Here is a 25,600-nt window from a genome sequence, read left to right as displayed (position 1 = left end):
GCGAGTCGAATCAGCCCCTTGTCGTTAAGGTCACGCGGATCGATTCGTTCGGTATGCCTACTGGGTTACTCACGGACGAGGCTGCGGAACAGATCGTCATCACCTGTCGGACGGCGATCGGCGACAGTCTCCGTTCGATCACCTACTTCACGCGAGACGACTTCGAGCAGGTGTACCTGCGCGAAGACCTCGAGCGCGACGCCGATCTGTCGACCTTCATCGGTCACGAGTGGCGTGGCTTCAAGACCGCCCAGACGGCCTACGATAACTCCGAACTCGGCGACTATAACTACACCATTCGCGTCTTCGACAACGGCTTTCTCGTCCGGGTGACCAGCGACAGCGAGGGGATCTTCGTCACCACGGACGGGCTCACGGTCAAGGACTTCGAAGAGGTCGCGACGGCAATCAATACGTTCCTCAACGATCGCGAGATCCAGTAGCGGACTCCTCGCCGGTCGCTCGGTCGTCGTCCCGTTCGCGACGGTCGCGGTCGATGTCCTCCTCGGCGGTTCCGCTCGAGCGAGTTCCGATCGGCAGTCCGGAGCCGAGTTCCCCGTCGATACCGAGGAGGCGTGCGAACCGGCGGCGTTCAGCGGCATGTCTATCGAGACTCATGCCGACGAAAAACGGCAATATCCGTTGTAGTAATGCATCCCATTTGCTGCGGAAATGGACGATTAGGGTCGTGAAACGATCCCGCCGCCGTCGGGCGATTACCCCTGTAACAGTCCCCTTCGAAAGACAACGTTCGTGATAGATACCCCGACAGCGTAACACCCTTTTCGCTCACCGCCGTTCGACGTGATAATGACCGACCTTCCCGACCCCGTCGCGCGCGAACTCGAGTCCCACGACGCGTTCGTCCCGCTCGAGGACGGCCCCAAGTACGACCTCACGACGACCGTCTTCGATGCGACCGTCACCGCCGACGACGCCGAGGGGAAACGAGACGGCGAGTTCCGCGTCACCGTTACCCTCCCGACGCTCGACGCCGCCGTCGCGGGCGAGACCGTCGCCCCCGTCGTCGAGGACGGCTGGTTCGAGACCCTCGAGCGCCGTCTCGAGGACACGTTCACGGTCGCGCAGACGAGCACGCACGACGAGCCCGCCGTCGACCGCGGGGACGACGCGGTCACCGTCACGCTCGAGTACGTCGCCTGGGACGCCGCGGAGGGCGTCGACGACGCTAAAGCCCTCATCGAGTTCGTCGAGGGGACGTTCGCTCAGGGGATCATCCCCGGCTACGAGTACCAGGGCGCGGCCGCGACGCTGCTCGAGAACGCCCAGAACCGCGGCCAGCAGGCCGCGGAGAACGGAGGCGACGGTAGCAGCGGCGGCATGCCGATGTAGACCGAACTTTTACTCTGCGTGCGGTCGCGAAGCGACCGCACTCGGTAAAACTTCGATGAAAAGCACTCCTCCTTCCATTCCACTCACTTCGTTCGTTCCATGTCAGTCGTCGGCCCGAGCGCGAAGCGCTCGGTGAACGGCGTCGCTCGGGTTCTCCGAACCGCTCGCTCGCCGACGTCATATCGGTGGAATGATTCGACGGCATCAGATTGTCTACTCAAACGAACGTTTGAAACTGCGGGATGGCCGGGAGAGCGACTCGAGCAGATGCGAGAGTCGCGCGACCCGGGGAAGGGCAGGCTAATGCCCAGTCGATCACCGCGAGTGAACGAAGTGAACGAGCGGGCCGACGACCGATGTGGAGGCCTCGAAGAGGCCGAACGGAGGGAGGAGTGTCTTCGTGAGCGGAGCGAACGAAGGCTCGGAAGTCGCAGCCCGCGAACGGAGTGAGCGGGAACGTCTTCCGTTGCTTTTAATCGAATTTTTGCCGAGGGCGCGGCGAAGCCGCGCCCGCAGCGCAAAACTTCGCTGCTAGTCCATCGCGATGTACGTCTGGGTGTTCTCGACGCCGTCAACGCCCTGGATCTTGGTGGCCGCGATCTCCTTTACCGCCGCGGGGGTTTCGACCTGCGCTTTCGCGATGATGTCGACGTCGCCGGCGACGATGTAGGCGGACTGAACGCCCTCGATCGTCTGGATGCTGTCTCTGAGTCGATCCGCTTCGCCCGTGTTCGCTTTGATCATGATGAATGCCGTGACCATCAGTTGACACCTCCGGTGTCCGTCTCCGACGACAGGTCCGTCGCCGCCGAACTCGAGCCCGAACCCGCGTTCGCGGCCGCCGTGGCCGCCGATTCGCCGACCAGCAGTTGGCGGACCTCGCTCAGGACGTCGAAGTCCGCGAGGACGATGAGGCGGTCGCCGTTCTCGAGCGAGAGGTCCGCGTCGGGGAGCCCGAGCGGCTGGTCGCGCTTGCCGAACGCGAGGAGGGTCGCGTCGGCGGGGAGTTGCAGTTCGCTGATCGTGTAGCCGTTGACGGGGGCCGCGTCGGTGATCGTGAGTTCGACGACCTGCAGGTGGGGCGCGATGTCCGCGATCGCGCGGATCGTCCCGCCCAGCAGCGCGTTTTTCGCGCCGATAGCGCCGAGGCGTTCGGGGTAGATCACCTCGTCGACGGCGTCGGCGTACTTGCGGTAGATCCCCTCGCGGTAGGCCTCGTCGATGCGCATGATCGTTCGGCAGCCGTAGTGGTTGGCGATCATGCAGGCGGTGAAGTTGACGTTCAGATCGCCGGTCAGCGCGCCCAACGCGTCGGCGTCGCGAACGCCGGCCTCCTCGAGGATGTCCTCGCGGGAGCCGTCGCCCTCGACGACGGGGAACTCCTGGTCGCGAGCGCGGCGAACCCTCGCCTCGTCGCGTTCGATCATCGTTACCTCGTGGCCCTCGTCGCGCAAGACGCGCGCCGTGCGCAGGCCGACCCGTCCTGCCCCGATAATCACGAACCGCATGGACAGGGGTACGCTCGCCCCCGTGAATAAGCTTGCCCCCGACTACCATGGTAGCTGTTCGACAGGCTGGCTGCCGTACGGGGTTCGACCGTCGCGATCGCGCGACTACGCGGTCGTCGCTACCGGCTCGAGCGGTCCGCGACCGCCGTGGGAGACCGGACGAGAGAACGAGTGTGACCGCGCGGAAACGGCCTGCCGTCGTCCGTTCGGGGTCGGTACCGCCGTGCTCGCGGCGCGACCGCTCGGCTCACCCCATCGCGATGTAGGTCTTCGTGTCGCTGACGCCGCCGAGTCCCTGCACGCTCGAGGAAACGGTCTCGAGAACGTCGTAGACCTCCTGGCCGTCGACCTCGGCGATGATGTCGTAGTTGCCGGCGACGATGTGGGCGTCGGTCACCGCCTCGAGGCCCCTGATTTCCGCGAGCGACCCCTCGGACTCTCCGGCGGCCGTCTTCACCATGATGAACGCGTGGACCATCGGTAGTGTGGTACTCTATGGCACGACTAAAGCCTTTGCCCAGCGGCGGGCGGCGGGTATCGGCCACCGGGTGCCGAATGCCGTCGCCGTTGTCCATCTCTCCGAACCGGGACCTTCAAGCGGGATCGGTCGAGAGTCCGGGACGTCAACCGTGTTCGGTCGTTTTCTCTTCAGTGACGGTATCGGTTTCTTCCCCGCACAGGCCGGCGGGCTCGAGGTGACGCCGGACATGATCGTCGTGTTCGGGATCATCCTGCTCGCGCTCGTGCTCTTCGTCACCGAGTGGCTGCCGATCGACGTGACCGCGATCCTCGTTATGGTGCTGTTGATGGTGCTCGGCACCGACGGCGTGGTGAACTTCACGCAGATCTCGACCGCGGAAGGGACCTCCGGCTTCTCGAACTCGGCGACGATCACCGTGCTGGCGATGCTGATCCTCAGTTCGGGGATCAGCCGAACGGGCGTCGTCCAGATCGTCGGCCGGAAGATGTCCGCGTTCGCGGGCGAGGACCTCGACAAACAACTGCTCGCGACGATCGGCGTCAGCGGTCCGATCTCCGGGTTCATCAACAACACGCCGGTCGTCGCCATCCTCGTCCCCGTCGTCTCGGACATCGCTCACAAGGGGAAGACGTCGCCCTCGAAGCTCCTGATCCCCCTCTCCTACGCCTCGATGTTCGGCGGGATGCTCACCCTCATCGGCACCTCGACCAACATCCTCGCGAGCGACGTCTCCGCGCGGCTGCTCGACCATCCGTTCTCGATGTTCGAATTCACCCAGCTCGGAATCATCGTGCTGATCGTCGGCAGCATCTATCTCATGACCGTCGGCCACCGACTGTTGCCCGAGCGCGTCCCCGTCGAGGAGGACTACGTCCAGGAGTACGCCATCGAGGAGTACCTGACCGAGGTCGTCGTCGACGACGACTCGCCGATCGTCGGGACGACCGTCGAGGACGCCATCGATCACGTCGAGTTCGACGCCGACATCCTCCAGGTCGTCCGCGACGGCGAGGAGTTCATCGAACCGATCGGCCAGAAGACGATCCGTGAAGGGGACGTGTTGCGACTGCGCGCTGACCGCAATACCGTCCGGCAGTTCGTCGATCAGGAGACTCTCTCGCTCGTGGGGAACCCGCAGACGGTCGACGACCTCGAGCCGGACGAGGTGCCCGAGCGGACCCTCGTCGAAATCGTCGTCCCGCGGGGGTCGTTCCTCGTGGGCGAATCGCTCGCGAGTTCGACCTTCCGCCAGCGGTACGACGCGACGGTGCTGGCCTTCCGCAGTCGGGGCGAGACGGTCCGGGATCACATGGACGAGCGACGGATCCGCGTCGGTGACACGCTGCTGGTCCAGGCGGCCCCCGATAGCATCGACCGGCTCTCGCAGAACGACGACTTCATCGTCGCCCACGAACCCGAGGAACCGGACTACCGGAGCGAGAAGATCCCGCACGCGGTAGCGATCATGGCCGGCGTCGTCGGCTTCGTCGCCGTGCCCTGGGGGGCTGTCGGCGCCGCCCTCGCCGGTGCGACCGGCGTCGCGGCGTTCGAGGCGATGTCGGCGCTTTCGCTCCCGATCATGGTCACCGCGCTCGCGGGCGTCGTGGCGATGGTCGCGACGGGCGTCCTCAAGCCGACCGAGATCTACGACGCCGTCGAGTGGGACGTGATCTTCCTGCTGGCCGGCATCATCCCCCTCGGCATGGCCTTAGAACAGACCGGCGGCGCGGACCTGCTGGGGAGTCTCGTCGCCGCGACCGGTGCCTATCTCCCGGTCATCGGCGTCCTCTGGGTGTTCTACCTCGCGACCGGGCTCATCACGGGCGTCATCTCCAACAACGCGAGCGTCGTGTTGATGCTCCCGGTCGCCGTCGAGACCGCTTCCCAGATCGGCGCGAACGCGTTCGCGTTCGTGCTGGCGGTGACCTTCGCGGCCTCGACGGCGTTCCTCACGCCCGTGGGCTACCAGACGAATCTCTTCGTCTACGGCCCCGGCGGCTACAAGTTCATGGACTTCGTCCGCGTCGGCGCGCCGCTGCAGTTGCTGCTCTCCGTCGTGACGGTGCTCGGTATCGCGTTCTTCTGGGGGCTCTGACGGGGGGCGCGACTCGCCGCGGCGACGTTCGTCGGGGATCCATCAGGAGAACGGATCCGTTATTCAGCGCGGATTGGAGGACTCGGTAACTACGTGTGCGTACTGAGCAGAATTGTCTTTGAAGCAGCGGTCCATTCACGGATCATTCGTTGTTGCCCATTCGTGGCTCATCTCGACATCAATCGCATCGGGAGTCCATCTCACGTGCCTCAGTCCCACTATTTTTCGGCGACGAGCATCGTTGTGTACTTTCTCGTCTCAAACTCCGTCACCGAGAACCCATAGCGCCTGAGTGGCGAAGATACCTCCTCTACCTCAATACCGCGCTCGTCGTGTACCTCGCAGAAGATCGTCCGACACTGCTGTTTGGACAGTGTGCGTTTGAGTCCGTTCAACACTGCCGCTTCGTGTCCCTCGACGTCGATCTTGACGAGAGTGGGAGTGGGGAGGTCGGCGTCGTCGACGAAATCGTCCCCCCGTCGGAGAGTGGCCTCGATACTACCGTCATCCGACACAGCGGTTTGCCCATGTTCCCACGGTGCTTCGAGGCGTCCGGTGCCGTTTTCGTCCGACAGAGCGACTTCGAATACTGACGGCTCGACCCCGTTGCGTCGCAACGTTTCCCAACACTTCGCTGCCGTCGATTCGTTCGGTTCGAACGAGTGGACCGTCGCCCCGGTGTGCGTGGCGACCGCGGCGGAGACCACCCCGAGGTTCGCCCCGATGTCGAAGAAGACATCGTCCGAGCTGGCGCGTGAACACAGCTCGGTGATCAGGCTCGATTCCGATCCGACCCGGTTCAACTCTACGTAGTCGCCATACTCCATTTGCACAGCTGAGACACTACCACGAGAAAACGAAAGTTCCCGCTCAGACGGCTGGAACCGCATGAACACCCATCTCCGGAGGTCCCTGAGCTGCTGCACAGCAGACAGTTATGATCAACTGATATAGTGATTATGCCTGATAGAAACATGGACTCGAATGAACGACCACCGTTCCTCGTTGTCGGCCCGACGGGAACAGTGTGGAGCGTCTGCCTGCCGGTTCTTGTTGTCGTCCACTACTAACTATTGAATTGCTGTAAGTCGTTCAGTCATCTCTGTCTCAATCCACCTCGCAACTTCCTCGGGTGAGTCGTCGGAGGAGTCGACGACTTTGTCGAAGTATCCAGCCGTCCCGAGGAACAGAACTGCATCGTAGATCGGTGCACGATCATCGAGGCCGGCTGGCAAGGAACCCGCGCGTTGTCGGTACCCTTCGTGAAGTGCGCGTACGAGTTGCTCGTCGTCTCCACGATCCACCGATTCGAGTAACCGCTTTTGTGCTTTATGAAGCTCCCTGGCGGGATCGCCAATATGCGCAATTTCCCAATCGATGAAACCGAACGTCGTTTCGCTTCGACAGATGTTTGGCATCGCCGGATCGCCGTGAACGAGAGTCGCTGGTGCGAGGTCGAGACGTTCGTGATTTGTGTTGACGGCCTCGACCACTTCGTCGAAGTAATGTTCGAAGCGATCTGCCGACGCTAATTCTCGCATCATCTCGATTCGTTCGACGAGGATGGTGGTCCACGATCCGGTGTCTACCACAAATCCGTCTGCATCACCATCTACGATGTGCCCGTGGTGATCGAATTTTTGGGAGTGTACCTCAGCGATGGCACCCCCAACTTGTCGCAGGACAGTTGTCCGTTCAGTCCTGCTCAATTCTTCCCATTGAGATGCGAGAGTCCGCTCACACATCGGTGCTGTAGCGAGATACGGCGGTTCACTGGTCGCATCGCTTGCAACCACCGTTGGCACGTCCACGTCACAGCATGTGTCGACGTAGTCGATAACGGCACACTCCCGGGTGATTCTGGACCCATCGTCATCTCTGGCGACCTTTAGAAACGCCGATCGACCGTCGGCGAACTCGACACGAACTGTCTCGTTTAGGTCGTTCCAAGACAGTCCCGCGGGACGCACCGCCTCGATCTCTCGCTCGGGGAACGCATAGGTGAGACCTGCCGTGATATCTTCGTCTGTCGTATTATTTTCGTTCATCACTAGTTTACTCCGTGCTTCATCGACTGGATACCGAGAACACTCTACCCGGGAGTTCGGATACTCTGCTGTACTGTTGGATCGGTCGTCGGTTGGCGGCTATTCATATTGATTCTTGATTGTTGGTAAGGCCTACTGTGGATGTTAATCAGGATGCTTCGAGACGACGAGTTGGAGTGTAACATGAATTCCACATGTACTTCGGAACTGCGACTGACAGTGCTGCGGCGCAGATGGTGCTCCGAAGTCTGGACGCATCAGTCCAGTAGTTAAGGGAGGTACGAAGAGGACCCTCTCTCGAATCTGTGGTTCTACGTGACCGTTGCTGTCCAGGTATGGATGCAGCATCGCTATGGTACCATCCCGAATGCCATCGAGGGACTTCCGTCTTGGTTGGTGCCTCTTGATACGTGAGGACGACCTCGTCTTCCTCACAAGGGGAGGTCTCCTGCTAAGTGAGCATCCTGTACTTGCCGTAGGTTTCACATGTCTACTCGGTTGAATAAACACCACCGCTATCTACTGCCACAGCTCGAACGATTCAGGCCGACTCGAGGCCGGACCCCTCAAGCGCCGACTCGAGAGCCCCCGACACCGCCTCGAGCACCGCGTCCGGTGCCTGCGTCGCGTCGACGCGGACGAACCGGTCGGGGTCGCGCTCGAGGAGTCGCTCGTAGTTCTCGCGGACCGACTCGAGGTAGTCGGCCCGCTCGAACTTGTTCGTCGCGCCCGCGCGCTCGGCGGCGGTCTGGGGGTCGACGTCGAGGTAAATCGTCAGGTCCGGCGGGATCGTGAAGGGGTCGTGGACGTCGATCACGTACTCGAGCGGGTCGTCCACCGAGAGGCGGTCGTACGTCTCGAGGGTCGCGCCCTGATAGGCGAACCGGGAGTCCGAGTAGCGATCGGAGATCACGAGGTCGCCCCGCTCGAGGGCGGGTTCGATCACCCGCGAGAGGTGGTCGGCGTGGTCGGCCGTGTAGAGGAACAGTTCCGCCAGCGAGTCGGCGTCGTCGTCGCCGATCGAGCGGTAGACCGCGTCGCCGTACCAGGAGTCGTTCGTGGGCTCCCGCGTGAAGACCGCGTCCGGATAGCGACCTTGTAGGGCCTCCCAGACCGTCGTCTTGCCGCTTCCGTCCAGTCCCTCGAGCGTGACCAGCATACTCCCACGTGTGGCCGAGGGGTATTTAGAAGGATCCATCGGACCCCAACAGCGGAGGCGACCAGCTATTTATCGCTGCGTCGTCATCTCTCGAGTATGAAGATCCTCGTCGCCGGCGGTACCGGTTTCATCGGCACGAACCTCTGTACGGAACTCCACGACCGTGGCCACGAGGTGACGGCGCTGTCCCGCGATCCCAGCGACGCCGACCTTCCCGCAGACGTCGAGCGAGCCGCGGGCGACGTCAGCGCCTACGACTCGATCGCCGAGACGGTCGCGGGCCACGACGCCGTCGTCAACCTCGTCTCGCTCTCGCCGCTGTACAAACCCCCCGACGAGGATGCCCATGAGACGGTCCACCTCGGGGGCACGGCGAACCTCGTCCGGGCGGCCGAAGACGGCGACGTCGATCGGTTCGTCCAGATGAGCGCCCTCGGGGCGGACCCGGACGCCGACACCGAGTTTCTCCGTACCAAAGGCGAGGCCGAGGCCGTCGTCAGGGACTCGCGGCTCGCGTGGACGATCGTCCGCCCCTCCGTGGTCTTCGGCGACGGCGCCGAGTTCCTCGAGTTCACGAAACAGCTGACGACGCCGTACGTGACGGGGCTTCCCGGCGGCGGGAAGACGCGGTTCCAGCCGATCTGGGTCGGCGATCTGGTCCCGATGCTCGCCGACGCCCTCGAGGACGGCACCCACGTCGGCGAGACCTACGAGATCGCGGGGCCACAGATCGTCACGCTCGCGGACGCGACCGAACTGGCCTACGCGGCCGAGGGGAAGTCCGTCTCCATCGTCTCGATTCCGATGTCGCTGGCGAAATTCGGGCTGTCGGCTATCGATCCACTACCGTTCGTTCCGCTGGGCGCGGATCAGGCGCGGTCGCTCGAGATGAACAACACCGTCGTCACCAACGACGCGTCGGCGTTCGGCGTCTCCGAGGACGAACTGACGACGCTCGGTTCGTATCTCGGCGTCGGCGCGACCGGGCGACGGGGGGCGTCTCGACCGTCACCGTGACCCGCGCCCGAGGCGATACCGCCGTCCGGCGATTGCTCCCCCCATTTACGACCGGACCAGTCGGCCCAAACATTTAATATAAAACAGAGGTCCTTCGTCGTACATGATGGCTTTCTTCCGCGGGAATACGCGATCGATCCCGACGCCCGCTTGCGATTTTCGCGGACTTTGAAGAAGACGAGAAATTCAGCTCAACAAAAGACTTATGCCCTTGATCACTCTGTACCAATTCAACGGAGCCCCCTGACAAACTATGAAGTTGGCGATGATCGGATTCGGACAGGCCGGTGGCAAGATCGTCGATCGATTCCTCGATTACGACGATCGGACGGGTAGCGGAATCGTCCGTGCGGCGATTGCCGTGAACTCCGCGAAAGCGGACCTCATGGGTCTGAAGAATATACCACAGGAGAATCGAGTACTCATCGGCCAGGCCCGGGTGAAGGGCCACGGCGTGGGTGCAGACAACGAGCTCGGCGCGGAAGTCGCCGAGGAAGACATCGACGAGGTGCAAAACGCCATCGACGCGATTCCGACCCACGAGGTCGACGCGTTTCTGGTCGTCGCCGGGATGGGCGGCGGGACCGGGTCCGGCGGTGCGCCGGTCCTCGCGAAGCACCTCAAGCGGATCTACACGATCCCCGTCTACGGGCTCGGCGTCCTGCCGGGCACGGACGAGGGCGGGATCTACACGCTCAACGCGGCCCGTTCGTTCCAGACGTTCGTCCGCGAGGTTGACAACCTCATGGTCTTCGACAACGACTCGTGGCGGCAGACCGGCGAGTCCGTCGAAGGCGGCTACGAGCAGATCAACGAGGAGATCGTCCGTCGCTTCGGCATCCTCTTCGGCGCCGGCGAGGTCGGTGACGGCCAGGAGGTGGCGGAGAGCGTCGTCGACTCCTCCGAGATCATCAACACGCTCTCGGGCGGTGGCGTCTCCACGGTCGGCTTCGCCAGCGAGGAGGTCGACCTGAACACCGGCGGCGGTCTGCTCTCCCGGTTTACCGGCGACGCCGGCGGCGACGACGAGCTGGACGCCGCGAACACGACCAACCGCATCACGAGTCTCGTTCGTAAGGCCGCGCTCGGACGCCTGACCCTCCCGTGTGAGATCGAAGGCACCGAGCGCGCGCTGCTCGTGCTCGCCGGCCCCTCGGAGTACTTAAACCGGAAAGGCATCGAACGCGGGCGGAAGTGGCTCGAGGAGGAAACGGGCAGCATGGAAGTCCGCGGCGGCGACTACCCGCGCGAGGAGCCGGAGGTCGCCGCGGCGATCCTGCTCTCGGGCGTGACGAACGTCCCGCGGATCAAGCGCCTCCAGCAGGTCGCCATCGAGGCACAGGACAACATCGACGACATCCAGCAGGAGAGCGAGGAGAACCTCGAAGAACTCGTCGAAGACGACGAGGACGAACTCGAGCCGCTGTTCTAGGCTCGCCCTTCTTTCGGACCCCGACGGCGCCAGCGACCGCACTCGTATCGGGGGGTACGACGGGGGACGCTGGCCCCGTCGGCTCTCGATTCCGGACTCGAGTCCGAGTTCGACGTGTTTTTGCCCCCGTCCGGAGTACCGTCGGTCGATGCAGGTCGTCGTCCCGTTCGCCGCGACGGAGCCGAAGACCCGGCTCGCCGACGTCCTCACGCCCGCGGAGCGGACGTCGTTCGCACGCGCGATGCTCGCGGACGTCCTGACCGCGGTCGTCGAGGCGGGCCACGAGCCGACGGTCCTCGCGACGGCGCCGCTCGATCTCGAGACGCTCGAACTCGCGGCCGACGTCCGCGCCGCGGTCTCGGTCGCGGTCGACGAGCGGTCGCTCACCGAAGCGGTCAACGCGCGGCTGCCCGAGCGCGGCGACGGCACCGATCCCGACCCCGTGGCCGTCGTCATGGCCGATCTCGCGCTGACGACCGCCGACGCGCTCGAGTCGCTGTGTTCCGCCGGGGGCGATATCGCGGTCGCACCGGGTCGGGGCGGCGGGACGAACGCGCTCGTCGTCGCCCACCCGGACTTTCGGGTCGACTACCACGGTGCCTCCTATCTCGATCACTGCGAGATCGCCCGCGACGTCGGCGCGACCCTCGAGACGGTCGATTCGTTCCGGCTGGGGACCGACGTCGACGAACCCGCGGATCTCGTCGAAGTGCTCGTCCACGGAACCGAGACCGACCGCGCGCCCGCCCGGCTTCGCGAGTTCGGGTTCGAACTCGAGCGAACGGACGGCCGCGTGACCGTCGCGCGACTCGAGGAGTCGCGACCGGAGTAGCGCCGTCGACGGGGCGGAGTCGGGACTCAGCGACGCGTGGAAACTCGGGTTCAACAGAGCGAGACGGCCGTTACTCGGTCACAGCGTCGTCCTCGGGACTGGACCACGCTCGGATCCGGTCCGAATACGCGGCGAGGACGAGTCCCGTGATAAACGTCAGGAGGCTAGGGACGAGAATCCACAGGAGGTCTGGATGTTCTGTACCGGTATGGAGTGCGATATCGAGCATACGGATACCCCTATGCCGGACCACTGACGTAATTCAACCGGTCCGGGAGTTTTTCGCCGACCGGACGCTCGATCGGGCGATCCCTCGTCCGCGCTGCGTCGGGCCGCCCGGAAGTGAAGGGCTTATGTGTCGAGCGCCGGGATTCGGAGGTAATGTTCCCCGGGGCGAGCGAGTACGGCGTCGACATCGCGGTCGACGACGCGGCGGTCGACGACCTCCTCGAGGTCACGCCCGCCGACGTCGGCGCGCCGCCCGCGCTGACCTTCTCGCGAAACGTCTTCGTGCCGCTGACGACGGCCTGTCGCTACACCTGTACCTACTGCACGTACTTCGATCCGCCCGGACAGGCCTCACTGCTCTCGCTCGAGGAAGTCCGCGAGATCTGCCGACAGGGGGCCGACGCGGGCTGTACGGAAGCGCTGTTCACCTTCGGCGACGACCCCGACGACCGCTACACCGAGATCCACGCGCAACTCGCGGAGTGGGGCCACGACTCGATCCACACCTACCTGCGCGAGGCCTGCGAGGTCGCCCTCGAGGAGGGGCTGCTCCCCCACGCCAACCCGGGCGACCAGACGCGCGAGCAGATGGCCGAAGTGGCGGACGTCAACGCCAGCATGGGCGTGATGCTCGAGTCGACCGCCGAGGTCGGCGCCCACGCCGGCCCGCGGACGAAGGAACCGGGCCAGCGCCTGCGAACGATCGAGAACGCCGGGAAACTCGACGTCGCCTTCACCACCGGAATCCTCGTGGGGATCGGCGAGACGTGGCGCGACCGAGCCGAGAGCCTGCTCGCGATCCGCGAGATGCACGACCGCTACGACCACATCCAGGAGGTGATCGTCCAGCCCGTCGTCGAAAACGAGCGCTGGTCGGCTGGATCGCCCGCCCTCGAGACGATGCGCCGGGTGACGGCGATGGCCCGCGCCGCCTTACCCGAGGAGGTGTCGGTGCAGGTGCCACCGAACCTCGCCCCCGCCGCGGACCTGATCGACTGCGGCGTCGACGACCTGGGCGGCGTCTCGCCGGTCACCGACGACCACATCAACCCCGACTACAAGTGGCCCGCGCTGCGCGAACTCGAGGAGATCGCCGCGTCCGCGGAGCTACCGCTGGGCGAGCGGCTCCCGGTCTACGAGCGGTTCCTGCCCGAGGAGCTGCGCACCGACGGGTTCGACGGCGTGGCCGCCGACGGGACCGCCGGCGCCGCGGGCGAACGGGATCCGGCCACCGACCGCGAGTGGCTCTCGCCGACGATCCGCGAGGCGCTCGCGGCCGACGACGGGGCCGGGAAGCGGTATCGCGCGGTGCTCCGAAACGCGGCGGCGGCGACGCGCTGAGGAGTCGACGCCGCGCTACCAGTACTCGTCGTGGACCGCGAGTCCCTCGTTCTCGAGGAACGGACCCTCGACGGTCGTCTCGGCGTCCGCCCGGTCGACGACCTCCTCGCAGGGGATCTCGATCACGCCGTCGTCCCTGCGTTCCGCGAGCGACTCGACGGAGACGCTGTAGACGACCCGTCCGAGCCCCGCGTAGACGATCGCGCTCGCACACATCGGGCACGGCTCGGTGCTGGTGTACATCGTACATCGCTCGCGCTCGGCCGGCTCGAGTTCGCTCGCGGCCCACCGAGCCAGTTTGAACTCGGGATGGGCGGCGACGTCGTCGTCGGTGAGCGTGGTGTTCTCCGCGGTTCGAACGACCTCGTCGTCGACGACGAGCAGCGAACCGAACGGGGTGTTCCCGCGTTCGACTGCCGATCCGGCGAGGTCGATCGCCTGCCGCACGAAGGACTCATCGGTGGCCATAGCGGACGTTCGACCGTCGGTTCCGAAACGGTTCCCCTCGAGCGGGAACGCCGCCGGTCGTTACGAACAGGAGAAGCCGCCGTCGACGACCAGCGCCTGACCGGTGATCCAGTCGGCCTCGTCGCTCGCGAGGAACAGCATGGCGTTGGCGATGTCCTCGGGCCTTCCGAGTCGTTTGAGCGGATAGTACCGGGCCATCTCCTCTTTGGCCCGTTCCCACTCCTCCTCGGTGCGGTTCTTCCGGGGCATCGCCGTGTCCGTCACGCCCGGACAGACCGCGTTCGCCCGGACGCCGGCCGGGCCGACCTCCGCCGCGACCGTTCGCGTGAAGTTAACGACCGCGCCCTTCGACAGCGAGTAGGCGCCCAGTTCCGGCGCGCCGATGACGCCCGCCAGCGACGCGGTGTTAACGATCGCGCCCGACCCCTGCTCCTTGAAGTGCGGAATCGCGGCGTGACAGCCGTTCCAGACGCCCTTCACGTTGACGTCGATGACGCGGTCGCGCTCGCTCTCGTCGATCTCCTCGATCTTCGCGCGCCCGTGGCTGACGCCCGCGTTGTTCACCACGATATCGAGGCCGAACTCCTCGACCGCTTCGTCGACGGCCGCGTGGACCGCGTCCGCGTCGCGGACGTCCAGTTCGACGGCGGCCCCGTCCTGACCCGCTTCTTCGACGCGGTCGATCGTCTCCTCGGCGCTCTCGAGGTCGATATCGGCGGCGACGACCGTCGCTCCCTCCGCGGCGAACAATTGCGCTGCTTCTCGGCCGAGACCGGACCCTGCCCCTGTGATAAACGCTGTCTTGCCTTCGAGTCGCATACGCGTTCCTTCTCGAGTAGCCACATAAATATCGGACCGATGCGTCGAGTTGCCGGCTCAAGTCGAGTCTCGGCGACGGACTCTTCGCATTGGCTGTACTGACAGCAGTTGATCACTTTCAAGCGAACGGATTTCGGTATACCCGGTTCCAGTGGTAGATCGCATGACAGATCGGCCATTCGGCTTCAGATCAGAAGTGACGGTTGGATATCAAATATGACCCGATGAAAATCACGGATTTCTATCAGCGGAGTTTCCGTTTCAGGAGTGGAACGCTCGAACCCGCGTTCGTGACCGATTTCCGAGAGACCGAAACGGGTGCGGTCGCTGCGATCGGTCCGAGACAACGAACGTTTTCGCTCGATATATCGCTGTATCGTTGCCCGATTATCGGCGGCGGATCGACTAATCATCGATAACGGAACCTGTGATACCGCCAAGAAGAGGCGTCACGTACCGGACTGCGATACTGTCGATTCGGCGATCGACCGGCTATCGAATTCTCGAGAGAAACTCCCCGGAACGGTCGCGTCGGTTTTTACGGACTCGCGGTCCCGTCCTACCCGGCTCGCTATGACAGAGAAATCCAGCCGACGTACGTTCGTAAAAGGTGTAGCAGCAACGACCAGTCTCGCCGCACTCGGCGGACAGGCTGCAGCACAAGGACAGAGTGGGCAAGGACAAGGCGGTCAGCCGACGATAGAGGACATTCAAAGCAATGTGACCGCTAATCAAGCAGGACAGGGACTCGTCGTTCTCCAGGTCGGCGGTGTCAGTCTGAACGCCCTCAATGCGAACAACGTCCAGCTCTTCTTCAACGATGAGTTGATCGATATCTCGGACGTCGAAATCCTTACCGCTGATGACGATCTCGTTCAGATCGTCGTTCAGGACAGTCTCAACGACCTCATCGATATCTTCGGTAATACGGTCAACGCTACCGTTTCGATCCTCGGCGGTGCAGTAACCGAATCGGAGACACTCTCCCTCGTACAGCAGTAACGCCTACCGATCCGGAGAGGCGCACACGGAAATCTTGCTCTTTTAACGCGACTGAAATAGAACAGCTACCGCGGCTCAAACACCTCTTCGGCGAACCGCCGCTCGAGCAGCGTCGTCAACAGATACGCGGCCAGCCGCGCCGTCTCGTCGGTGGGGTCGTACGGCGGCGCGACCTCCATTAGGTCGGCGGCGCCGACCGCCGGGTGCTCTCCGAGGGTTTCGACGACGGCCAGTGCCTGCGAGGCCGAGAGGCCGCCGGGTTCCGAGTGCGACCGACGGGTCGACCGAGTCGATGTCGAACGTGACGTAGACGGCGTCGGTTTCGGCCGCAGCGTGTTCGATCGCATCGCGGACGACTGGTCGAACGCCGCGTTTCTCGACGTCGCGGATGATATAGTGCCCGAGTCCGGTCTCCTCGGCCAACTCGAAGAACACGGGGGACTCGTAGCCGCGGATCCCGACCTGGGCGACGTGTTCGAAGTCGGTGTGTGGCGAGTCCGCGATGTGGTGGTCAGCGAGCCGTGGAAGTGTTCGCCGAACAGCGGGCTCTCGGAGGCGGTGTCGGTGTGGGCGTCGATCTGGACCAGCCCGATCGTCTCGTGGTCAGACCCCTCCGCGAAGCCTCGAAACGCCGGGAACGTACAGTAGTGATCGCCGCCGACGAGGACGGGCATGGTCCCCTGCGCAGCGACGGTCGCGACGTGGACCGTGAATCGACTCCGCGGTGGTCTCGAGGTCCATCGGGAACACCGGAACGTCGCCGCAGTCGGCGACCTCAACCCCGATCCGACGCCGACGGAAAACGCCACTGAGGACGAACCGGACGGGTTCGCAGCCCACCACGCGCTGGGCAATGACCTGCTGATCCTCGAGAACCTCACGAACCTCGACGCGTTCGGAGATCGGTTCGACCTCCGAGCGTATCCGATCGCGCTCGACAGCGACGGCGCACCGGCTCGGGCGGTCGGCGTCAGTGACGTGGAATGAGTATGCCACCCAACGCTCGAGACGACGGCCCTCGACTCGTGGTCGATCTCAGTCGTCCGCGATCGCGGTCTGCGACTCCCGCTCCTCCCGAGTCAGCAGCGGCGTGCCGTCGGCCTTCGGTCCTAACTGCGGGCCGAAGGGCGGGTTCTCGGGATCGATAACGCGGCGCTTCTCGTAGTCGGTCGAGCGCTCGACCGGCACGCGGCCGATCGAGGAGATCATCTCGACGTAGTCCTCGAACGAGCGGAACTCGCCGTGCTCGCCGCCGGCGCGGGTCGTGATCTCCTCGGAGAGGATCGTCCCCATGTAGTCGTCGGCGCCACAGGAGAGCATCTTCAGTCCCTGTTCGTCGCCGTACTTGACCCACGAGGACTGGACGTGATCGACGTTGTCGAGGAAGAGTCGACCGACGGCGATCATGAGTTCGTCCTCGTCGATGCTCGCGCCGCTCGAGACGACGTCGTGCTCGAACAGCGGCGTGTTCTGGTGAATAAAGGACAGCGGAACGAACTCGGTGATGTTCCCGGTCCGGTCTTGCAGATCGCGGATCCGTTTCAGGTGTAGCGCGCGGTGGGCCTCGTTCTCGACGTGGCCGTACATGATCGTCGCCGTCATGCCGAGGCCGACGTTTGCGGCGGCCTCCATCGCCTCGAGCCACTCCTCGGTGCCGATCTTGCCGGGGCAGATCACGTCGCGGACCTCCTCGACGAGGATCTCGGCAGCGGTTCCGGGGACGGTGTCGAGGCCGGCGTCCTTCAGCCGTCGGAACACCTCCTCGTAGGACCAGTCGGTCCCGCGGCGGGCGTGATAGGCCTCCTCGGGGGTCATCGAGTGGACGTGCACCCCGTCGACGCTCATCGCCGCGATCTGATCCGTGTAGGTGCCGGGGCTCGTGTCGTAGCGTTCGGGCGACTTGTAGTTGATCTCCTTCGGCTCGGGGTGGGCCTCGAGGATCTCGCGGTGTTCCGCGTCGAGCGCGAAGGCGGGGTGGAGACCGGAGACCGAGGTGACCTCGTAGATGCCCCGATCGACGGCGTCGGCGACGATCTCGCGGGATTCCGCGGGCGTCTTCGTGAAGCCGGCGGTCTCGACCTCGGCGTCGCTCTCGAAGGTGTGGGCGGCGTCCTTGAAGTTACAGAACAGACACCCCACGTTACACGCGGTCGTGACGTTGTTGTTCAGGTTGGCGACGAAGGTGACCTCCTCGCCGACGACCTCGGCGCGCCGGCGGTCGGCGGCCTCGAGGACCTGCTCCTTGCGCCGCTGGTCGATGCCCTCGCCGTCGGTTCCCGTCGTCAGCAACTCGACGGCGTCGTCGACCGTGAGTCGGTCGCCGTCGCGCGCCTTCTCGAGTGCGTTCTCGAAGGACTGGTCGGTCTCGGGGGTGTGTTCGAACGCGAGGTCTGCCTCGGTCACCGGTCGCTCCATCGACGTAACGATACCAGCACAGCGAGAAAAGGGTGATGGATCCTTCCTTTCGTCCGCTCGGAGGAGACGTCTCGGTCGGAGCGAGGTTCGAGTCGTTTCGGTCGCGACCGCGTTCCACGCCAGCGGTCGCGGAGTCCAGTCCTCACGACTCGTCGAACGCCTCGCGGGCCGTGGCGGAGAGGATCACCCGCGTGGCCTCCTCGGGAGCGTCCCAGTGGGGATAGTGACCGCTCTCCTCGAACCAGTGGAATCGCGCGCCGGGGAATCGGTTCGCGGCGCGCTTGGCCTGTCGAGGGAGCGTGACCCGATCCTTGCGGCCCCAGCCGATCACGACCGGTCCCGGCGTCGACTCCGTCCCGGGCTGGCCGGGTCCGAACGCCAATCGCCGCAACAGTTCGTCGAACGACGGCGAGTCGGCGAAGGTCCGCATCTCTTCGCGGGCGACGTCGGCGGGCAGGTCCCAGGGACGAGCCGAAAGCTGCGCCAGCAGCAGGGTCCGGCCCGCGGCGCTGTCCATGAGTCGATCCATCACGGGCTGAAGCCCGCGAACGAGGCGGATCGACGGGGCCAGCGTCGCGTAGAAGAAGTACCGTTCCCAGCCCGTCCAGAACCCGCCGGGATCGAGCGCGACGGTCGCGCCGACGTCGCCCCGACGCGCGAGTTCGAGGACGAGCCGCCCGCCCATCGAGTTCCCGACGACGTCGACCCCCTCGAGATCGTTCGCAGTCAGAAACGAGGCGACGTCATCAGCGAGGGTGTCGACGGACGCCTCGCCGGACGACGGCGGCGTTTCACCGTGACCGGGGAGGTCCACCGCGATCACCTCCCGCTCGGCGACCAGCCCGTCGAGCACCGGCGTCCACGTCCGCCAGCTGCCGCCGAGCCCGTGAACGAGGAGCAACGGCTCGCCGTCGCCGCGACGGATGTGATTCAGCTCCATACGCGTCGAAGGAGCGCCAGCCGTGTCGGACTTTTGCACCGATACGGACAGGAAGAGCGCGAAAATTTGCGGACTCGCGGACGGGCCGGCGTCACGTCAGTTCCCCGGCCCGTCGTCGTCGAACGGTTCCGCTGCCCGTCCGTCGATCGCAGGTCCCGAAGTTATCGGCAGTGACCGCGAACGGTCGTCTATGAGCTCACGGACACCGGAAGAGTGTATCGACCTCGCCCTCGACGAGGGGGCCGACGAAGAGCAACGCGCGGGTGCGATCCGCGAACTGAAGACGGCCAACGAGTGCGACGAGCTCGCGGCGCTCGTCCGCGAAGGAGACATCGCCGACCGGTATCGACGGCAGGCGCTCGAAGCGATGGCGACGTCCCAGTGCGATTCGGCCCTTCGCCACCTCGTCGACGACGCGGCCCTCGAGGACCCGCTCCAGCGGGACGCGGAAGAACTGCTCGAGACCGTCGACGGCGAGTGAGCGGGAATCCAGCGATCGATTCGGACTCCGGTTCGAGACGCGGCCTCGCCGACCGGAGTCCCCTGCGCGATACTGAAACCTTCTTAGGGGCCGACCACGGCAACTGGGGTATGAACTGCGGCGGCGGACACGTCCTGAGGTGTCGCGTATGACTGCTCTCACAGCGAAACCGTTCGAACGTCACGTACGCCCCCGTCGGAGGTGTCTCACGTGACGAGCGTCAAGGAGTTCCGGATCGAGCAGGAAGCGACCGACGAGGAACTCGGCGAGGGGTCGTTCGTCTTCACCGACGCCTACTCCGTCTTCGACTGGGGCCAGATGCCCGATCGCATCCCCGACAAGGGCGCGAGCCTCTGTACGATGGGCGCGTTCAACTTCGAACTGCTCGAGTCGGAAGGCGTCTCGACCCACTACCGCGGCGTCGTCGAGTCGGGCGAGGTCGTCCCGCTCGAGGAGACTTCCAGTCCGCCCTGGGAGATGGCCATCGAGCTGACGCAGGTCCCCGACCTCCCCCACGAGGGTCGAGAGTACGAGTACGACAGCTACCACGCCGATGCGGGCGAGAACTACCTCGTCCCGCTGGAGATCGTCTTCCGGAACCGAGTTCCCGTCGGCTCGAGTCTGCGCCGTCGGACCGAGCCCGAAGACCACGGTCTCGCCTTCGACGAGTGGCCCGACGAGGCCGTCGACCTCGAGGAGCCGATCGTCGAGTTCACGACGAAGTACGAGGAGAGCGACCGGCAACTCGACCGCGCGGAGGCCGACGAGATCGCCGGCCGGGCCGATATCGAGGAGCTCGAGTCGGTCGCTCGCGAGGTCAACCGGATCGTCACCGAGCAGGCCGAGTCGGCCGGGTTGACCCACGAAGACGGGAAGATCGAGTGTTGCTACTATCAGGGCGAGATCCGCGTCGCGGACGTCGTCGGCACGTTCGACGAGAACCGCTTCAGCTACGAGGGCACGCAGCTCTCGAAGGAGGTCCTCCGGCAGTACCACAAGCGCACCCAGCCCGACTGGGTCGAGGCCGTCGACGAGGCCAAGGCCGAGGCGAAACGGACCGACGTCGCCGACTGGAAGTCGCTGTGCGACGAGGAACCCGAACCGCTCGACGACGAGGTCGTCGAGACCGCCCGCGACCTCTACTGCGCCGGCGCCAACGCCTACACCGGCAGAGAACTGTTCGACGCGCCGCCGCTCTCGAGCGCGATCGGCGCGGTCAGACGCCTCTAGTTCGACCGGACCGCGACTGACCGGCAGTTCTCGGACCGACGACCGACTCGTCGAGCGAGACCGCCACCGAAGTGAGCGCTGTGGTAGCGATCAGCACCCGGATCCGGAGAAGTAACCCTCATATTGAGGGCCGAACCACATTCGAACGAGCGCAAATGTCTCTCACCGCCAGCGGAATCGCAGCGGGTATCGTCCTGTTCAACCTCACGTCCGGGATCGGGACCGTCGCGAGCGCCGTGCTGGGGCTGTTCGTCCTCGTGATGCTCTACTTCACGCTCGCGTCGGCGTTCTCCTCGGACTGGTCCGGCCGGGAAGACGCGACGGCGACGAACGCGGCCGGCGCCGAACCCAGCGACGACTGACGACCGATTCGGTTTCGATTTTCGCGATCAGACGAACAACGACCCGCGTCACGTTCTATATGTCTTCCGTCACCGAACGGGTAGTATGGAAACCGAGATCACGGTCTACGGCCCGCTCCGGAGCGCGACCGGCCAGAAGACGGTCACGCTCGAGTGGTCTGGCGGCACCGCCGCGGACGCCATCGCGGCGTTCGTCGACGCGTATCCGCGAGCGGAGTCACAGCTCTACGACGGTGAGACGGTGCGGCCGAGCGTCAGGGTGACGGTCGACGACGAGCGCGCGGGCCTCGACGAACCGGTTCCGAGCGACGCGTCGCTGGCGCTAATGCCCGCGGTTCAGGGCGGCTCTCGAGACGTTTCGCTATGATCCGGGTAATTGGGCGATCGAGGCACTGCTCACGCGGCAGCTAGGAAGGCCACACCCTCCCCACCCGATTCGCTCGCACGATATCGAATCGGGGTTCGTCAGTGACTCGCGGTTCCCTTCGATCACCGCTCGCTTACCGAGGTCCAACTGACGGGAGGACCTCGCACGCCTCACCCCGATTCAGCGCGCGCCACCGCATTACGACCGCCGAGCCGTTTCTCGCCTACAGCCCGTACTGGTCGCGCACCAGATGCGCCATGCCGCGGTCCTCGAGCACGTCCAGCGGCGCGAGCATGTCGAGTTGGACGACGCCCGGCAGCCGACCGATCTGGACGCCGCCGGTGAACGTACACCGCGAGCGGACCTCCCCTTCGCTCATGTCCAGCAGTTTCGTGGCGCGGTCGAAGGCGTTCTGTGTCGCGTCGTTGACCGTCGCGCCGGAGCCGATCACCTGGATCGGGCCCATGTCGTCCTCGATATCGACGCCGTGTTCGGCGCCGAGTTCGCGACCCGCCTCGCGTTCGTCCTCGCTGTAGGGTTTGCTGATAAAGGGCAGGTCCTCCTCGGGCGGCAGCAGGACGGGACCGTCGAGCTCGAGGTCGTCGATGACCTCGACGTCCATCCGGACGGTGCCGCTCACGTCGGTCGTGTGCAGGGAGAGTTCCCCGTCGCCCTGGTTCGCGTGCAGGTCACCGACGTAGACGCCGGCGCCGTCGATCTCGACCGGACAGAGCAGGGTCGCGCCCGGCCGCACCTGGGGAATGTCCATGTGGCCGTCGGTGCGGGCCTCGAGTTCGTCCTCGCTCTCGAGGCCGTAGTCGTGCTCGGCGCCGATGAGGTACTGGCCGAAGTCGCCCGCGTTGTGCGAGTCGGGCATCGTGATCGACGGCGTCGTTCCGACGTTGCCGATGAACGGTCGCAGACGACCCAGCGTGCCGGGCATCTCGCCTGGTTCGTACAGCAGGATGGGGTGCTGGCGCGAGTTCTCGGGGATGTCCATCACCTCGTCGGCGTTTTTCGCGAGTTCGTGGGCGCCGTCCTCGTCGAGCGTGATCCCGACGGTGCGGTCGTCGTCGAAGGCGACGGTGTAGCCGTACTCGAAGCCAAAGGAGGAGGCGTTGGCGCCGCACTCGGCGCACTTGATCGCTTCCTCGCCCGTGCCCTCGACGGTCGTCTCGGGCCATTCGGTCCCGCATTCGGGACAGCGGTGATCGACGAACGGGTCGTCGTAAAAGGCGTCCTCGCGCTCGGCCATCGAGCCCGTGCTGGTCGCCATGCTCGTCACCTCGACGTCCCGGATGTGCAAGGCGACGGCGTCGCCGACCTCGGCGCCCTCGACGCGGATCGGCCGCGTGACTTCGTGGCCGCCGCGGAACTCGGGCGTCACCATCGGACCCCAACAGCCCGGCGGCGTGTACGTCTCGATCGTCCCGCCGTCCGCGACGGTGCCCGCCCACTCCTGATCCGGACCGACGAGACCGAGCGTGTACTGGTCGACGGACAGTTCCTGTTGAACCTCTCGTTGTGCCATGACATAGCACACTACGCCGTCGTCGTCGATAAGCCTACTGTCGCCGGAACCCGCGTTTCGAGCGCGTTGCTCCTTGATTTTGACAGTCTCGAGCCACGCTTGCAATCGATGGCAACGCCGGTAGTGGCGGGAACGTTCTAGGGTTCGACGGTGAGTCGAGATGGACGAATCCGACTTCCACGACCGCGTCACGCGGGCCGGCGAGATCGACGACCCGGAACCGATCACCGCGGCGACCCTCGAGACCCTCGGCGAGACGCTCTCGAGCGGGCAGGCCGAAGACGTCGCCGAGTACCTCCCCGGCGAGTACGCGTCGACGCTGACCGACGCGAGCGAGCGCGCCGGCGATGACGAGAGCGACACCGACGGCGAGGCCGCCGAATCGATCTCTCGAGCGGCGTTCGTCGAACGCGTCCGCGACCGCGCGGCCGACTACGCGGGCGGCGGAATCCCCGACGAGACGGACGAACTCCGGCCCCGCGTCGAAGCCGTCACGGAGGCGCTGCAGGAGACGATCCCCCGCGAGGAGCAACGCGGCGTTCGCTCACAGCTCCCCGAAGACGTCGAATCGCTGTTCACCGGCGGCGAGAGCGGCCGGTAGCGCCGTCGGCAGTCGTCCACCGAGGCCGCGCCGTTACCCCGTCAGGTCGCGCCGTCGCCCGCTCGAGGTGTCGCTTCGCCGTCCTTGTATCTGCGTGCCTAATTTCGAAACTGATCACCGTCGAACGCCCGCGTATGCAGGAAAACGAGTTCTACTCGCTCGTACAGGAGGCCGGCCACCTCGAGTCGATGGATCGCGCGCAGGCGGCCAGCGAGGCCGTCCTCGCGACCCTCGGCGAGACCCTGACCGGCGGCGAGGCCGAGGACGTCGCCGCCCAGTTGCCCGATGAGCTGGCGCGGACTCTCGAGGACGCCGACCACGACGGCGCCGGCTACGACCGCGAGGCGTTCGTCGACCGCGTGGGTGAACACCTCCGCGACACCGACGTCGAACCCGACGACGCCGAGCAGTTCGCCGAGGCGGTCACCGACGCCGTCGCCGCCGCGCTCACGGACGGCGAGGTCCGGGATCTCACGTCCCAGCTCGACGACGACCTCCACCCGCTGTTCGAGGACGTGACGGTCGATCCCGAGCAGCTCTGAGCGCGGTTTTCGCCGTCAGATCCGCTCAGCGGGCGGATTCGTCGGCCGGTGGCCGTATCAGCCGCGATAGGTGCGTTGAAGTGGGTCTTGTCCCTTCACTCACCTAATGGCTGATTCGACGGACGAGGACTCACAGGAGTGCCGAGCGTGTGGCGACCCCGTTGCATCGTCTTCCGACCACCGCGTCGTGACAACCGTCGAGGACGGCGAGACGGTCTACGAACACTTCTGTAGCGACGACTGCCTCGAGAGCTGGGAGTCGTAGTTCGACGCGGACTCGAAAACCGCGAATCGCACTGCGAGACGGCAGTGCGGAACGCTCCCGATCGGCGCTCGACCGGTCCGACTCGCTACTGCTCCTTCGCGACGACGTCGCCGATGCCGTCGACCGGACGGTCCGGCGTGACCTCGTCGATCTCCTCGGGGAGGCCGAGCTGGTAGTCGGTGCCGTTCTCCCGGACCGAGGTCCGGCCGCGGTGGACCGAGACGTCGCCGTTCAGGTGGAGTTTGACCGCCTCGAGGAGGGCGTCGGCCTCGAGGGGCTGGCCGCGACGTTTCATGTCGTCCAAGTCGGCGTCGTCGGGGACGTCGAACGCGCGCTGCGTGATGATCGGCCCCTGGTCCAGATCGGTCGTCACGTAGTGGGCGGTGACGCCCGCGACGCGGACGCCCTCCTCTAGGGCCTGACGGTACGCTTCGGCCCCAGGGAACGCGGGCAGCAGGGAGGGGTGGACGTTGATGATGCGGTCCTCGTAGCGGAAGACGACGTTAGGCGAGAGGATGCGCATGTACCGCGCGAGCACGATCAGGTCGACGTCGTACTCGGCGAGCAACTCGAGCAGTTCGTCCTCGTTCTGCTGGCCCTTCTCGTCGCCGATGTCGTGGAAGGGGACGTCGTAGTGCTCCGCCAGCGGTTGGAGGTCGTCGTGGTTCCCGATGACGACGCCGATGTCGGCGCCGAGTTCGTCGTTGGCCCACGCCTCGAAGATGGCCTCGAGACAGTGGCTCTCCTTCGTTCCGAGAACGGCGATCTGCTGAGTCTCGCGGTCGGCGGGGAACCGAACCTGAACGTCGAGTCCGAGGTCGTCGCCCAGCTCGTGGAGGTCCTCGCGGAGCGTCTCCTCGGTACAGACCATCTCAGCGGTATCGACGGCGAGATACATCCGGAAGACGCCGTCGCGGACCGCCTGATCGAGGTCCTCGATGTTGATTCCGCGCTCGAACAGGAGGCTGGTCACGTTGGCGACCAGTCCCGTGTCGTCGTCTCCGATCACGGTGATTTCGGTGATATCGGTCGTCATCGGGACCACCTCCGCTCGAGCGAAATTGGATTCATCACTACGTGTTT

General features: G+C 65.2%; 28 protein-coding genes and 2 pseudogenes. 16 read left to right on the top strand and 14 right to left on the bottom strand.

What is annotated here, in order from left to right; translation table 11 throughout:
* Positions 1-53: 53 nt before the first annotated feature.
* Positions 54-443, top strand: coding sequence for a hypothetical protein (locus WD430_RS04360; protein WP_339104809.1), 390 nt, complete (start codon positions 54-56; stop codon positions 441-443).
* On the opposite strand, the gene WD430_RS04355 is transcribed toward WD430_RS04360, so the two are convergent.
* Positions 421-618, bottom strand: coding sequence for a hypothetical protein (locus WD430_RS04355; protein WP_339104808.1), 198 nt, complete (start codon positions 616-618; stop codon positions 421-423). The two genes, WD430_RS04360 and WD430_RS04355, sit on opposite strands and share 23 nt — an antisense overlap.
* Before the next feature lie 192 nt (positions 619-810).
* On the opposite strand from WD430_RS04355, the gene WD430_RS04350 reads away from it, so the two are divergent.
* On the top strand, positions 811-1,353 hold the full coding sequence (locus WD430_RS04350; protein ID WP_339104807.1) for a DUF5813 family protein: 543 nt from the start codon (positions 811-813) through the stop codon (positions 1,351-1,353).
* A 531-nt stretch (positions 1,354-1,884) separates the two neighbouring features.
* On the opposite strand, the gene WD430_RS04345 is transcribed toward WD430_RS04350, so the two are convergent.
* From WD430_RS04345 to WD430_RS04335, 3 genes are all read right to left on the bottom strand, one after another.
* A complete protein-coding gene (locus WD430_RS04345) occupies positions 1,885-2,115 on the bottom strand; it encodes an Lrp/AsnC ligand binding domain-containing protein (protein WP_339104806.1) in 231 nt (76 codons plus the stop codon).
* Positions 2,115-2,861, bottom strand: coding sequence for a TrkA family potassium uptake protein (locus WD430_RS04340; protein ID WP_339104805.1), 747 nt, complete (start codon positions 2,859-2,861; stop codon positions 2,115-2,117). Before WD430_RS04340 ends, WD430_RS04345 begins: the two co-directional genes overlap by 1 nt.
* Before the next feature lie 247 nt (positions 2,862-3,108).
* Complete coding sequence (locus tag WD430_RS04335) at positions 3,109-3,339, bottom strand: Lrp/AsnC family transcriptional regulator (protein ID WP_339104804.1); 231 nt, start codon at positions 3,337-3,339, stop codon at positions 3,109-3,111.
* Positions 3,340-3,568: 229 nt separating this feature from the next.
* Here WD430_RS04335 and WD430_RS04330 point away from each other — a divergent pair, with 229 nt between their 5' ends.
* Positions 3,569-5,437 carry an SLC13 family permease gene (locus WD430_RS04330; RefSeq protein ID WP_339105791.1) on the top strand — a complete coding sequence of 623 codons (1,869 nt, stop codon included), beginning with the start codon at positions 3,569-3,571 and terminating at the stop codon, positions 5,435-5,437.
* 218 nt (positions 5,438-5,655) lie between these two features.
* Here WD430_RS04330 and WD430_RS04325 read toward each other — a convergent pair whose 3' ends face one another.
* The 3 genes from WD430_RS04325 to tmk all read right to left on the bottom strand — a co-directional run bounded on the left by WD430_RS04325 (position 5,656) and on the right by tmk (position 8,644).
* Complete coding sequence (locus tag WD430_RS04325; protein WP_339104803.1) at positions 5,656-6,264, bottom strand: FkbM family methyltransferase; 609 nt, start codon at positions 6,262-6,264, stop codon at positions 5,656-5,658.
* Between the two features lie 243 nt (positions 6,265-6,507).
* A complete protein-coding gene (locus WD430_RS04320) occupies positions 6,508-7,485 on the bottom strand; it encodes a phosphotransferase family protein (protein ID WP_226481427.1) in 978 nt (325 codons plus the stop codon).
* 541 nt (positions 7,486-8,026) lie between these two features.
* On the bottom strand, positions 8,027-8,644 hold the full coding sequence (tmk, locus tag WD430_RS04315) for a dTMP kinase (protein WP_339104802.1): 618 nt from the start codon (positions 8,642-8,644) through the stop codon (positions 8,027-8,029).
* A gap of 96 nt (positions 8,645-8,740) precedes the next feature.
* On the opposite strand from tmk, the gene WD430_RS04310 reads away from it, so the two are divergent.
* From WD430_RS04310 to cofG, 4 genes are all read left to right on the top strand, one after another.
* Complete coding sequence (locus WD430_RS04310) at positions 8,741-9,661, top strand: complex I NDUFA9 subunit family protein (protein WP_339104801.1); 921 nt, start codon at positions 8,741-8,743, stop codon at positions 9,659-9,661.
* 253 nt (positions 9,662-9,914) lie between these two features.
* Entirely contained in the window at positions 9,915-11,093 is a 1,179-nt protein-coding gene (locus WD430_RS04305; RefSeq protein WP_339104800.1) for a tubulin/FtsZ family protein, read from the top strand.
* Between the two features lie 148 nt (positions 11,094-11,241).
* Positions 11,242-11,925 carry a 2-phospho-L-lactate guanylyltransferase gene (gene cofC, locus WD430_RS04300; protein ID WP_339104799.1) on the top strand — a complete coding sequence of 228 codons (684 nt, stop codon included), beginning with the start codon at positions 11,242-11,244 and terminating at the stop codon, positions 11,923-11,925.
* Positions 11,926-12,306: 381 nt separating this feature from the next.
* Positions 12,307-13,494, top strand: coding sequence for a 7,8-didemethyl-8-hydroxy-5-deazariboflavin synthase subunit CofG (gene cofG, locus WD430_RS04295; protein WP_339104798.1), 1,188 nt, complete (start codon positions 12,307-12,309; stop codon positions 13,492-13,494).
* Positions 13,495-13,509: 15 nt separating this feature from the next.
* Here cofG and WD430_RS04290 read toward each other — a convergent pair whose 3' ends face one another.
* Positions 13,510-13,962 carry a nucleoside deaminase gene (locus tag WD430_RS04290; protein WP_339104797.1) on the bottom strand — a complete coding sequence of 151 codons (453 nt, stop codon included), beginning with the start codon at positions 13,960-13,962 and terminating at the stop codon, positions 13,510-13,512.
* A 60-nt stretch (positions 13,963-14,022) separates the two neighbouring features.
* Positions 14,023-14,781, bottom strand: coding sequence for an SDR family oxidoreductase (locus tag WD430_RS04285; RefSeq protein WP_339104796.1), 759 nt, complete (start codon positions 14,779-14,781; stop codon positions 14,023-14,025).
* Positions 14,782-15,354: 573 nt separating this feature from the next.
* Here WD430_RS04285 and WD430_RS04280 point away from each other — a divergent pair.
* Positions 15,355-15,783, top strand: coding sequence for a twin-arginine translocation signal domain-containing protein (locus tag WD430_RS04280; protein WP_339104795.1), 429 nt, complete (start codon positions 15,355-15,357; stop codon positions 15,781-15,783).
* A gap of 65 nt (positions 15,784-15,848) precedes the next feature.
* Here the strand turns inward: WD430_RS04280 and WD430_RS04275 are convergent.
* Positions 15,849-16,557 (bottom strand): annotated as a pseudogene (locus WD430_RS04275) (agmatinase family protein); the annotation flags it as partial.
* On the opposite strand from WD430_RS04275, the pseudogene WD430_RS04270 reads away from it, so the two are divergent.
* A pseudogene (locus WD430_RS04270) lies at positions 16,546-16,770 on the top strand (cyclase family protein); the annotation flags it as partial. The pseudogenes WD430_RS04275 and WD430_RS04270 overlap by 12 nt on opposite strands.
* A gap of 48 nt (positions 16,771-16,818) precedes the next feature.
* Here WD430_RS04270 and cofH read toward each other — a convergent pair.
* Positions 16,819-18,198: a 7,8-didemethyl-8-hydroxy-5-deazariboflavin synthase subunit CofH gene (cofH, locus tag WD430_RS04265; RefSeq protein WP_339104794.1), complete on the bottom strand. Its 1,380-nt coding sequence runs from the start codon at positions 18,196-18,198 to the stop codon at positions 16,819-16,821.
* A gap of 142 nt (positions 18,199-18,340) precedes the next feature.
* Complete coding sequence (locus tag WD430_RS04260) at positions 18,341-19,138, bottom strand: alpha/beta fold hydrolase (protein WP_339104793.1); 798 nt, start codon at positions 19,136-19,138, stop codon at positions 18,341-18,343.
* A 190-nt stretch (positions 19,139-19,328) separates the two neighbouring features.
* Here WD430_RS04260 and WD430_RS04255 point away from each other — a divergent pair, with 190 nt between their 5' ends.
* From WD430_RS04255 to WD430_RS04240, 4 genes are all read left to right on the top strand, one after another.
* A complete protein-coding gene (locus WD430_RS04255) occupies positions 19,329-19,619 on the top strand; it encodes a hypothetical protein (protein ID WP_339104792.1) in 291 nt (96 codons plus the stop codon).
* Between the two features lie 210 nt (positions 19,620-19,829).
* Positions 19,830-20,849 carry a phosphoribosylaminoimidazolesuccinocarboxamide synthase gene (locus WD430_RS04250; RefSeq protein ID WP_339104791.1) on the top strand — a complete coding sequence of 340 codons (1,020 nt, stop codon included), beginning with the start codon at positions 19,830-19,832 and terminating at the stop codon, positions 20,847-20,849.
* Between the two features lie 155 nt (positions 20,850-21,004).
* Positions 21,005-21,211 carry a hypothetical protein gene (locus WD430_RS04245; RefSeq protein ID WP_339104790.1) on the top strand — a complete coding sequence of 69 codons (207 nt, stop codon included), beginning with the start codon at positions 21,005-21,007 and terminating at the stop codon, positions 21,209-21,211.
* Between the two features lie 85 nt (positions 21,212-21,296).
* Complete coding sequence (locus tag WD430_RS04240; RefSeq protein ID WP_339104789.1) at positions 21,297-21,578, top strand: MoaD/ThiS family protein; 282 nt, start codon at positions 21,297-21,299, stop codon at positions 21,576-21,578.
* Between the two features lie 223 nt (positions 21,579-21,801).
* Here WD430_RS04240 and WD430_RS04235 read toward each other — a convergent pair whose 3' ends face one another.
* Positions 21,802-23,109, bottom strand: a complete 1,308-nt coding sequence (locus WD430_RS04235) for an acetamidase/formamidase family protein (protein ID WP_339104788.1) — start codon at positions 23,107-23,109, stop codon at positions 21,802-21,804.
* Between the two features lie 160 nt (positions 23,110-23,269).
* On the opposite strand from WD430_RS04235, the gene WD430_RS04230 reads away from it, so the two are divergent.
* From WD430_RS04230 to WD430_RS04220, 3 genes are all read left to right on the top strand, one after another.
* Complete coding sequence (locus WD430_RS04230; protein WP_339104787.1) at positions 23,270-23,710, top strand: DUF2267 domain-containing protein; 441 nt, start codon at positions 23,270-23,272, stop codon at positions 23,708-23,710.
* Positions 23,711-23,844: 134 nt separating this feature from the next.
* The gene (locus WD430_RS04225) at positions 23,845-24,252 is read left to right on the top strand and encodes a DUF2267 domain-containing protein (RefSeq protein ID WP_339104786.1); all 408 of its coding nucleotides are present in this window, start codon (positions 23,845-23,847) and stop codon (positions 24,250-24,252) included.
* 106 nt (positions 24,253-24,358) lie between these two features.
* Complete coding sequence (locus tag WD430_RS04220; protein ID WP_339104785.1) at positions 24,359-24,517, top strand: hypothetical protein; 159 nt, start codon at positions 24,359-24,361, stop codon at positions 24,515-24,517.
* 85 nt (positions 24,518-24,602) lie between these two features.
* Here WD430_RS04220 and WD430_RS04215 read toward each other — a convergent pair whose 3' ends face one another.
* Positions 24,603-25,553, bottom strand: a complete 951-nt coding sequence (locus WD430_RS04215) for a formyltetrahydrofolate deformylase (RefSeq protein ID WP_339104784.1) — start codon at positions 25,551-25,553, stop codon at positions 24,603-24,605.
* Positions 25,554-25,600: the final 47 nt, after the last annotated feature.

The sequence above is a fragment of the Haloterrigena sp. KLK7 genome (assembly GCF_037914945.1).
Classification (GTDB): domain Archaea; phylum Halobacteriota; class Halobacteria; order Halobacteriales; family Natrialbaceae; genus Haloterrigena; species Haloterrigena salinisoli.
This window is presented reverse-complemented; position numbering and strand designations above follow the sequence as displayed.

What these genes read in the sequence shown, in the direction of transcription:
- WD430_RS04235 (WP_339104788.1), bottom strand. Translation starts at nt 23,109, where the DNA reads ATGGCACAACGAGAGGTTCAACAGGAACTGTCCGTCGACCAGTACACG.
- cofC (WP_339104799.1), top strand. Translation starts at nt 11,242, where the DNA reads ATGCAGGTCGTCGTCCCGTTCGCCGCGACGGAGCCGAAGACCCGGCTC.
- WD430_RS04260 (WP_339104793.1), bottom strand. Translation starts at nt 19,138, where the DNA reads ATGGAGCTGAATCACATCCGTCGCGGCGACGGCGAGCCGTTGCTCCTC.
- cofH (WP_339104794.1), bottom strand. Translation starts at nt 18,198, where the DNA reads ATGGAGCGACCGGTGACCGAGGCAGACCTCGCGTTCGAACACACCCCC.
- WD430_RS04230 (WP_339104787.1), top strand. Translation starts at nt 23,270, where the DNA reads ATGGACGAATCCGACTTCCACGACCGCGTCACGCGGGCCGGCGAGATC.
- WD430_RS04340 (WP_339104805.1), bottom strand. Translation starts at nt 2,861, where the DNA reads ATGCGGTTCGTGATTATCGGGGCAGGACGGGTCGGCCTGCGCACGGCG.
- WD430_RS04345 (WP_339104806.1), bottom strand. Translation starts at nt 2,115, where the DNA reads ATGGTCACGGCATTCATCATGATCAAAGCGAACACGGGCGAAGCGGAT.
- WD430_RS04285 (WP_339104796.1), bottom strand. Translation starts at nt 14,781, where the DNA reads ATGCGACTCGAAGGCAAGACAGCGTTTATCACAGGGGCAGGGTCCGGT.
- WD430_RS04225 (WP_339104786.1), top strand. Translation starts at nt 23,845, where the DNA reads ATGCAGGAAAACGAGTTCTACTCGCTCGTACAGGAGGCCGGCCACCTC.
- tmk (WP_339104802.1), bottom strand. Translation starts at nt 8,644, where the DNA reads ATGCTGGTCACGCTCGAGGGACTGGACGGAAGCGGCAAGACGACGGTC.
- WD430_RS04245 (WP_339104790.1), top strand. Translation starts at nt 21,005, where the DNA reads ATGTCTCTCACCGCCAGCGGAATCGCAGCGGGTATCGTCCTGTTCAAC.
- WD430_RS04305 (WP_339104800.1), top strand. Translation starts at nt 9,915, where the DNA reads ATGAAGTTGGCGATGATCGGATTCGGACAGGCCGGTGGCAAGATCGTC.
- WD430_RS04215 (WP_339104784.1), bottom strand. Translation starts at nt 25,553, where the DNA reads ATGACGACCGATATCACCGAAATCACCGTGATCGGAGACGACGACACG.
- WD430_RS04280 (WP_339104795.1), top strand. Translation starts at nt 15,355, where the DNA reads ATGACAGAGAAATCCAGCCGACGTACGTTCGTAAAAGGTGTAGCAGCA.
- WD430_RS04255 (WP_339104792.1), top strand. Translation starts at nt 19,329, where the DNA reads ATGAGCTCACGGACACCGGAAGAGTGTATCGACCTCGCCCTCGACGAG.
- WD430_RS04320 (WP_226481427.1), bottom strand. Translation starts at nt 7,485, where the DNA reads ATGAACGAAAATAATACGACAGACGAAGATATCACGGCAGGTCTCACC.
- WD430_RS04335 (WP_339104804.1), bottom strand. Translation starts at nt 3,339, where the DNA reads ATGGTCCACGCGTTCATCATGGTGAAGACGGCCGCCGGAGAGTCCGAG.
- WD430_RS04330 (WP_339105791.1), top strand. Translation starts at nt 3,569, where the DNA reads ATGATCGTCGTGTTCGGGATCATCCTGCTCGCGCTCGTGCTCTTCGTC.
- WD430_RS04290 (WP_339104797.1), bottom strand. Translation starts at nt 13,962, where the DNA reads ATGGCCACCGATGAGTCCTTCGTGCGGCAGGCGATCGACCTCGCCGGA.
- WD430_RS04360 (WP_339104809.1), top strand. Translation starts at nt 54, where the DNA reads ATGCCTACTGGGTTACTCACGGACGAGGCTGCGGAACAGATCGTCATC.
- WD430_RS04220 (WP_339104785.1), top strand. Translation starts at nt 24,359, where the DNA reads ATGGCTGATTCGACGGACGAGGACTCACAGGAGTGCCGAGCGTGTGGC.
- WD430_RS04310 (WP_339104801.1), top strand. Translation starts at nt 8,741, where the DNA reads ATGAAGATCCTCGTCGCCGGCGGTACCGGTTTCATCGGCACGAACCTC.
- WD430_RS04355 (WP_339104808.1), bottom strand. Translation starts at nt 618, where the DNA reads ATGAGTCTCGATAGACATGCCGCTGAACGCCGCCGGTTCGCACGCCTC.
- cofG (WP_339104798.1), top strand. Translation starts at nt 12,307, where the DNA reads ATGTTCCCCGGGGCGAGCGAGTACGGCGTCGACATCGCGGTCGACGAC.
- WD430_RS04240 (WP_339104789.1), top strand. Translation starts at nt 21,297, where the DNA reads ATGGAAACCGAGATCACGGTCTACGGCCCGCTCCGGAGCGCGACCGGC.
- WD430_RS04325 (WP_339104803.1), bottom strand. Translation starts at nt 6,264, where the DNA reads ATGGAGTATGGCGACTACGTAGAGTTGAACCGGGTCGGATCGGAATCG.
- WD430_RS04350 (WP_339104807.1), top strand. Translation starts at nt 811, where the DNA reads ATGACCGACCTTCCCGACCCCGTCGCGCGCGAACTCGAGTCCCACGAC.